General features: G+C 63.7%; 5 protein-coding genes, 1 rRNA gene and 1 pseudogene. 5 read left to right on the forward strand and 2 right to left on the reverse strand.

What is annotated here, in order from left to right; translation table 11 throughout:
- Positions 1-837: 837 nt before the first annotated feature.
- The 3 genes from G448_RS18080 to G448_RS15530 all read left to right on the forward strand — a co-directional run bounded on the left by G448_RS18080 (position 838) and on the right by G448_RS15530 (position 3516).
- Complete coding sequence (locus G448_RS18080; RefSeq protein ID WP_156910952.1) at positions 838-1143, forward strand: hypothetical protein; 306 nt, start codon at positions 838-840, stop codon at positions 1141-1143.
- Positions 1140-2516 (forward strand): hypothetical protein, encoded by a 1377-nt coding sequence (locus tag G448_RS18085; RefSeq protein WP_156910953.1) that lies wholly within the window; start codon positions 1140-1142, stop codon positions 2514-2516. Before G448_RS18080 ends, G448_RS18085 begins: the two co-directional genes overlap by 4 nt.
- A 565-nt stretch (positions 2517-3081) precedes the next feature.
- Positions 3082-3516, forward strand: a complete 435-nt coding sequence (locus G448_RS15530; RefSeq protein WP_051268713.1) for a hypothetical protein — start codon at positions 3082-3084, stop codon at positions 3514-3516.
- Positions 3517-3602: 86 nt separating this feature from the next.
- On the opposite strand, the pseudogene G448_RS19185 reads toward G448_RS15530, so the two are convergent.
- Positions 3603-5232: pseudogene (locus G448_RS19185) on the reverse strand (IS1634 family transposase); the annotation flags it as partial.
- A 129-nt stretch (positions 5233-5361) separates the two neighbouring features.
- Positions 5362-6810: an MFS transporter gene (locus tag G448_RS0106980; protein ID WP_245572231.1), complete on the reverse strand. Its 1449-nt coding sequence runs from the start codon at positions 6808-6810 to the stop codon at positions 5362-5364.
- 142 nt (positions 6811-6952) lie between these two features.
- Here G448_RS0106980 and G448_RS0106985 point away from each other — a divergent pair, with 142 nt between their 5' ends.
- Together G448_RS0106985 and G448_RS0106990 are read left to right on the forward strand one after the other, a co-directional pair.
- Entirely contained in the window at positions 6953-7543 is a 591-nt protein-coding gene (locus G448_RS0106985) for a TetR/AcrR family transcriptional regulator (protein WP_026407405.1), read from the forward strand.
- A 507-nt stretch (positions 7544-8050) separates the two neighbouring features.
- A 16S ribosomal RNA gene (locus G448_RS0106990) occupies positions 8051-8300 on the forward strand; the annotation flags it as partial.

The raw sequence follows: 8300 nt of genomic DNA on the forward strand, positions 1-8300 counted from the left end.
CCACGCCTGCGTTAGACCTCACACGCAGCGGGCCGTTCCCCTTATCAGCGGTCACCAGCGCCCGGCTACCGCAGGTGACTCTCGCCCCCCCCGGATCATCTACGGACAGGGGCAGGACACCCGTGCCCGCAGCAGCTGGCCCAGCCCTCTGGCACCTACCGTCGGGAACCATCAACAAGGTAACGGGTGGGCTCCAGCACTGCCGACGCGCCCGCTGTGAGGTCCGTATCCGCCGCGCCAAGGACGCAGGACTGAATGCGTTCCCGTTGCAGGGGTTCGATCCGGCCGTCTCTATTATCGCGCTGGCCTGCGATCCGCTGGCTCGCTCCCAGGGGTCGGCCGTCGCCCGGAGCCCGGTCAGATGGTGGGAGTCCAAGAGGATGCACCCGCGGCTGATCAGCGTCCCGGCCGTGATCGCTCGCCATGCCCGCAGGGTCGTCACCGCTGCGCCTCCGGCCATCCCTGGACCAGCCTCCTGGTGTCCGGGATCGAACACCTCCGGGCATCACCCGCCCCGAAGCGACCGGTCCGGGGGCCCTCTGTATGATCGCGGCTCCCGGGAGGAGATCCGCTGGTCCTGAAAGGGCTCGCTCGTCGCCAGGCGACATGCGGCGAACTGTCGCACCCGCATGCCACAATCGCGTCATCATCAGCGGCAGCGGCGTCGCCGACCCGAACTCACCCAAGTCATGAAGGATCGAGATGAGGTCGACTATCGGGACGATGGTGCGCTACACTGGACGTGGTCCCATCGATCTGCTTTACACTTGACGAACACGTCAGTCCCTCGTTATCTACCGAGTCCCCTGCGCGCCACAGCAACAGAAAGAATTGTCTGTGCAGTACGATCTGATCATCCGCTTCGATATGCTCGCTCATATCGTCTCTCGTCTCGACTGGGAGAAAGACAATCTCTCCGCCTCTCCCGGCGACTGTCTGGTACCACCTCAAGGTGCGACCGCAGGATTCCCTGAGGTCTTTAACGGTTCCTTAATGGCTCTGGATGCCGATAAAGATGCCCTGACCGATAGTATTGACGATCTATCGGTTGGCGTACGGACGGTTTCGTCGTTATTTTCGGCGACTGAGGAAAAAGTTGTCAGCTCTGCGAGGAGCATGATCTCCGGGGGCCAGCACGTATGACTGCAACGCTGAGTGCGGCCGCGTCCTTCAACCCCGACCTGTACTATCAGGCGGCGCATGGGCTGGAGTCCCAGGATCGCACGATCCGAGAATCATCCCAGGATATTTCCAGTTTGACGAGCGTGACCGCTGACGACTGGCGAGGCGAATCGGCTGACGCCTTCACGAAGCGGGTCAAGTCTGTCGCGAAGTCAGGTGAGCGGCTGGCGCAGAATCTCGGTCATCATGCGCACGTACTCACCTGGTATGCGAGCGCGAAGAGCGCCGCATGCCAGCGAGCAGTCGCAGCGGCCGATCGAATGAGGGCGACCGGTTTCGACGTGTCGGACACGTGGACGCTTTCTCTGTCCGCGCAGCAGCAGGCGGGAGCCGGGCGCGGTTTTCTCATTATCGAGATGACCGCTCTTCAGGCTATTCTCAATGCCTTCGTCCGTGCCATCGACCAGGTCGATTCTCAGGCCATGGCGCAATTGACCGCCTCGCATAACGGCCCAGCGGGATCGGCTTCCGCTGCTTCCGCGTCGAGCTCGCCGACTACCCTACCGCCATATGTGACATCCAATGGTTACACAACTGGCGATGCGCCCGATCGCACGATTCATCCAGATGATTACTTCCCCTTCGAGTCAAAGAAGGGGCAGGACACATGGGAGGACCACGCTTCCTGGTGGAAATGGGAAGCAATACTTCGAGGGGCACAGACGCTGCGCCCCGACCTCGATGACGCCCTACCAATGTATGAGCACTTCAGAGACGCGTCTGGCACACCGATGACCTTCGATTTCGATGAAGGATACCGGGAAGATCAGATGATCCACGAGGAGGTCGATACTGAGCTTTCCAGAACCATCACTGCAGCCGATGAGCTGGCGCAGAATGGGTATACCTCGACGGATTTTCATTCACCCATGCGGTCTGGTGATACCGTAACAGAAGACTGGTCCAAGACCATCGGTCAATACACCTATTATAGTGATTCTCATCTGGAGGTCGTGGGGGACACCGTCACGCTCACCACAACAGTGAGCGCAAAGGATCGCTGGAATTTTAATGACGGCGCCACTGACAAGGCCTCAAAGGTCCCAGATTCAGAAAATGGTCGTTTTGAGGAGCTGGGGTGGGCGCAAAGCTTCGATACGAGTGGATCTCTGACGCGAACATATACATGGAAGGTCGGAGAAGAGCCTCCCCAGATTGCTGCGGGCTCCGACTCCGCCGACGGCGGCTGGGGAGACGACGGTTCACGAGATCGCGACGACTGGCGCGGGGGCTGGGATAATGGTGGAGGTCGCTACCCCAGGGCGGAACCCGGGGAACGTTCCCCGGGGGAGAAGGATCCGGTTAATCGGTATCCTGACGGGAGGGAATACTGATGTCCGTTGGACTTGTACGTACCGATGTTGAGCCGTTACTGCCTCTGATTCCGGTTCTGCGGGGAGACGAGCGTTGCAAGTGGGTGGCCTGTGACGACTCTGACGACGGATTGCCAGGTCTGGTTACCACCTGGGTGCATATCTTGGTCACGGTAGACGACGCTTTCGCCGAAGAGCTGGCCGGCTACGCCGATCTGTCAGTGGGGCTACCCTCCACCATTCCCGCATCTTTAGGAGTTGATCGTTCCTTGACATGGAAGACCGGACACAGGCTGGCGGGCGGTCTGGGGATCGCTGTGCCGCGGACAACCACGGCCATTTCGGGTAAACTCGTCTACGCATGCCGCCGCATCGGCGGCTAGGATGTCGGGACTCTGTATTCAACGCGAGAGATAGTATTGTGGGCGCAGGAAGCATGCACAGAAAAGCTATTGTCCTAGCGGTAATTTGTGTTACTTTGATCCTGGCGAATTGTTCGTCGCCGTTACGGGGCGAACGCTATAAAGACAGTCGTTTCGCCGAATATACTCAGTACACGCCGAACAAACCCGAGGTGTCAACCGACATGGAACTCTTCAAGAGTTTCACCCCCGACGCCCAGGTGTCGAACATTCACTTCGTCATTCAAAAGCGCTATCGAAAGGGGGAGTCGCGTCTTCCCGAGCCCGATCGTCCTTACTGGGTTCATTCGGTGTTCACCGCCGACTCTGGTACCCTCCAGGCGCTCGCCGACGCTTCTTCCGGAAGCGCCCACCAGCTGCCCGGAATCTACACCGATCTACGCCAGTACGTCCCCCAGGGCTGCACCTTCTCCACCGTCCAAGCAGACGAGGCCGACACCATACTGGGAACGGATCACGCCCAGTTCGACTCCGCTGAGGAAGGCTTCCATGTCGATGAGCTTGTGGCCTCCCAGGACTGCAACCTCGTCATTATGACAGGAACGGGAGGGAAAGGCCGGGGCCCCTCGCCCAAGCCGACAGCCACACCCACGGACTGAGTTCGCTGAGCGCAACCCTGACAACTGAGTTGTATAGTTTTGGTGTCCTGTTGGGGTTGAGGGTGGTGGGGATGTTTTCGGCTTCCGGGGGTCGGGGGATCGGCGGCTGCGAGGTGGTGGCCGTTGAGGCTGGTGGTGGCGTCCTGGAGGGGTTTGAGGGTGCGGGTGATGCGTTTGATGCTGATTCCGGTGGTGTCCTGGAGGTAGCGGGCTACGGCCGGGGAGGCCATGACCGCGGTCGGGTGGACCCCAGGTGGCGTCTCGGGTGTGGTGGAAGACGGGGCGGGCTGGCAGGTCGTGCTTGCTCATCCGCAAAGGACTGCTCGGGCGTGCCGCAGTTCGTGGTAGGAGGAGACGGCCTCACCGGCATTCATCGGACGGGATGGGATGAAAGGTGACGTGGCCCTTGAAGCCCGCCGGGGAACGGGCCCTGGCGATGGGGGCCTCATCCGGGGTGGCGTCACCGGCGTGGACGGCGGGCGAACCGGGTGCCCTTGGGTGCTTCTCGCCAGCGACGGATGGCCCGGGCCCGGCCCTCCTGGGCGGTCAGGGTCTGGGTGTCCCGGGCCGCGCGCTTCTTGGAGTAGGACCGCACCGCTGGCCACGAGCCCGGGTGAGTGTCCGGGTCCCACACCGGCTCATGACGCCTGCTGATGTCGCGCTCGTTCCTGGAGCCCCTTTTTTGGGGTGATGGTGTCGATGAGCTGCCCGTCGGCGGGGGCGTCGCCTTCCCAGTGGAAGTGGGCCTTCAGATCCCCGGGGGGGCGGACCTGTCTTTCAGAACAGTGACGTCACAGGTACTGTGCAATTCAGATCCCCGGGGGGGGCGGACCTGTCGGGCCCCAGGCGATGAACCGCGGCCTCGCCTCATCCAACGCCGCCAGGTTGACCGCCGAGAGCGTGCCGGCGTCAGCGACGACGGGCGAGCTCGGCGATGCCGTGGGCGGCCTGGAAGGCCTCCACCACGGGGATGATCGTGGTGGTCTCAGCCCGGTTGCCCTCCCGGCAGCCGGCCTGGAGGGGGGGGACCATGACGGTCGACCAGCAGGCCCACGATGACCTGGGGGCCGCCCCTCCTGTCCTTGGAGTAACCCACCCGCCTCAGATCATCCTCGCGCTCGGTCTCGAAGTGGAGCGTGGTGAGGTCGTACAGGCACAGGGCCAGGCCCCCACTGGCGGTGACGTGATCGAACAGGGCCGCGGACAGGCTCTCGCGGTAGCCCCGCTCCTGGGCCCGGGCCAGGCAGGCTTGCAGGGTGCTGCGGTGGGCCGGGGCCGGCCAGCCGATCTCGGACAGGACTCTGGGGGTGTCGGCCTTGGAGGCCGGCTCGATCAAGCGCGCCAGAACCATCTGCTCAAAGGCTCGCTCGCCCACGGACCGCCTCACCCAGCCCCAGACGGGTGCAGACCGTCTTGACGGCCTCGATCAACCAGCCCGACCCGCGGGAGGTGATCGCCGGCCTTCGCACCGCACCACCATCACCCGGCTCCTGACTGGGCGCCTGGCCGCCGCCGTCGAGTACCGGCCCCAGGTCCGGGACCTGCCGGCCCGCCAGAAGCCTGTCGGTGTCCCAGGCGCATCAGCGCAGCCAGCTCGGCCTCGTCATGAGCTGATCCCAGGTGCTCAACGATCCGGCGCACACCGCTCTCCTTGACCACGACCCGCACGGCCGTGGCCCCCGAGGCGGTCTTGACCCTACGCAGAAACGGGCTCACCCACCAGATCCCACCGCCGCCCTAGTGCCCCACAACAACCACCCCACCCCCGCCATCCCAACGAAAAACCCCACCCTGAAACACAAACCAACCCAAACCGCGCAACTAGGCCAGCGGTCCACTGAGCGCCTATCCGTCGCGGGGCTCGAGAACCTTCCACGCCGTCCAGATGAGGTCAATGATGTAGATGGTGGTCCAGATGCGCAGCGCGGCGAAGACCCATGCGGGCAGACCGATGGTGAAGAACCTGTGCGCCACCCACGTGGTGGCTGCCGCTGCGACGAATAGCCCGCTGTGCCAGGTGAAGTCGGTCAGGAGATCGCGGCGGGACTTGGGTGTCGTCGGCTGATGGGAGTCGGTGTCAGGGGGAGAGTCTGAGTTCTCTGCCTCGGGAATGTCGTTTTCGGGAGCGTCGGGGGCTGGTGCCGAATCGTCGTTGTGGCGCGATGCGGGTGCAGGGCGGTCAGCCACACCGAGGCGCGTCAGCGCGGCCGGAGCCAGCACCGCACCCGAGGCGATGATGACCGCGCAGACGATGCAGGCCAGGAACCAGCTTCCCGACTCGTAGAGCAGTCCTGCGGCGAGCGAGCCGATGATCGCCCCGGCAAGGCACGCCGCCTCGTAGAGGCTTAATCCGCGTCCGAGGTGCGTACTTCCCACAGCCTCGGCGATCACGGACTGCTGCACGGGGATCACGATCGACCAGGCGATCGCGGAGAGCACCCACAGCGCGGCGATCCACGGGGGAGTCGGCGCGAGTGCGAGGCCCGCTGCGAAAAGCGCGCTCGATACGGCTCCCACGACGAGCATTCTGCGACGGCCCAGCCATACGACCAGGCGATGCAGATAGGGCGGGAGAATGCTCATCGCCACGGCGCCCGGGAGGAACACGTACGCGATTTGGATGACCTCGAGGTGGAACCCGCGTTGCAGGTGCAGCATCAGCAGCAGGCTGATGGCGGCCTCCGCAGTCATCGTCGCCACCACGACTATGAGAATCGGCCGGAGTCCGACGCCGACTCCCCGCAGTCCTTGTAGCGACAAGCTCGACAGCTCCGCGCCGGCCGGCCCCGCAGCGCTCGCGCGAAAGCGGTGGCGCCGTTCACTGAGCAGATCCCAGACGGCCAGGAGACAGCACACGGCGGTGCCCGCGAACACCCAACGGTATCCGGCGACGGACAGCAGAATGATCGCGGGAACCAGAACCAGCCAGCCGCCGGTCTCCTCTGCGGCGACCAGCTTCGCGAACACGCTCGAGTCCTCTGGGAGCCGTTCGCCGATAATTGCCCGGATCGCCACCCATAAGAACGCCTGGGCCGCACCGGTGATGACGGCGGCGGTCAGCGCCAATGGCAATCCGGTCGCCAGGGCGTAGAGCCCGCAGCCCGCCGCGAGTACGCCGGCACCGGCTCCGGCAACGATCAGGCGATCTGCGCGGTCCACCACCGTTCCGGCAATCGGGCGGACCAGGAAACCCGATACCTGGTCCACCGCGATGAGAACCCCCGTCTGCCCCGGACTCAGTCCGAGTATCGCTCCGGCGAACAGGGGCAGGGCGAAGTCGATGACCTGCTCCACTCCGCTGGTGAGCGTCGCACTGTCCAGTACTCGACGCTCGAGACGCAGGGCGGTGCTGTCTGAGGTGGGCATCAGAATCTCGCTTTGGTAGTACGGGTGAGTTAACAAAACCATGCTAACACATGTGTGCTAACATGATGCTGTGCCCAAGCTCATCGATCACGACAGGCGCCGGGAGGAGATCGCAGAGGCGACTTGGCGAGTGATTCACGCCGAGGGCATCAGCGGCGTCTCCATTCGCACCGTCGCCGCGGAAGCCGGAATCTCCACCGGTTCGATCAGGCACGTCTTCCCCAGCAAAACGGAGCTGCTCGTGCACGCCACGGAGTTGGTGGGGCGGCGTGCCCGGGTCCGCATCCAGCGCCATCTTGCCGAGCCCGAACCGCGTGCGCTCGTTCTCTCCGTCGTCGAGGAGCTCCTTCCCCTCGATGCCGAACGACGCCTGGAGATGGAGGTCACCGTCGCGCTCATTGCCGAGGCGCCGGGAAATGCTCGGGTCCGAGAGGTTCTGGACGAGAGCTATGAGGTCGTTCGGGAGGTCTGTCGACATCTGGTTACTCGGCTGCGCCGGGCCGGGCTCACCGCGCCGGGCGTCGATGTCGAGTCGGCGACGACGGTGCTGCACGGGCTGGTTGACGGACTCGCCATCCACCTGCTCATCAACCCCGACCCCGACTTCAGACGGCAGGCCCTGCGAATGATCGAGGCCAGTATCGACGGGCTGCGGTCCTAGACGTCCGGGTCTCCTCGACCCGCTCGCCGCCAGGAGTCATTGGTTCGGGGTGTCCGGCGCCGGTCGTCGTCCTCGGTCGTCCCCCTGTCGTCCTCGCGGTACTCGGCGTGCGCGAGGCGGTCCGATTCGGCGCTCGCTCTGACGCACCTTCCCGCCTGGTGCCGCACCTCACGGTGGTCGGAGTTGACGGGCCGACGGCGGTGCTGATTATCTACTCCCCGCCGCCCTGAGGAGCCACGGTTCCGACGGCGGCGCCATCGGAGGAGGTTGACGGGCCGCGCGGCGGGATGAGTTGTGCGGAGCGGCTTTCCGAGGTTGAGCGGCGAGGCTCACAGGGTCCCGCACTTGACCGGCGAGCGGCGTTCCGCATAGCCTGCTCTGGTGCCTTGAGGGCGGGACGATCGACGTTATGTCTTATCGGAGCGCTCCTTGTGGGTGTGTTGTTTGAGATCTCGATAGTGTGTCTTGTTTTTTGTGTTTGTGGTTTGTTTTGTTTGTTTTTGGTTTGTTTTGGAGAGTTTGATCCTGGCTCAGGACGAACGCTGGCGGCGTGCTTAACACATGCAAGTCGAACGGGCTTCTGGGGTTCTGGCTTTTTTGGTTGGGGTTCTGGGGGTTAGTGGCGAACGGGTGAGTAACACGTGAGTAACCTGCCCTTCACTTCTGGATAACCGCTTGAAAGGGTGGCTAATACGGGATGTTTCTGGGTCTGTCGCATGGCGGGTTCGGGAAAGATGGCACTGTTTGGTGTTTTTGG

The organism is Actinomyces gerencseriae DSM 6844 (assembly GCF_000429265.1).
Classification (GTDB): Bacteria; Actinomycetota; Actinomycetes; order Actinomycetales; family Actinomycetaceae; genus Actinomyces; species Actinomyces gerencseriae.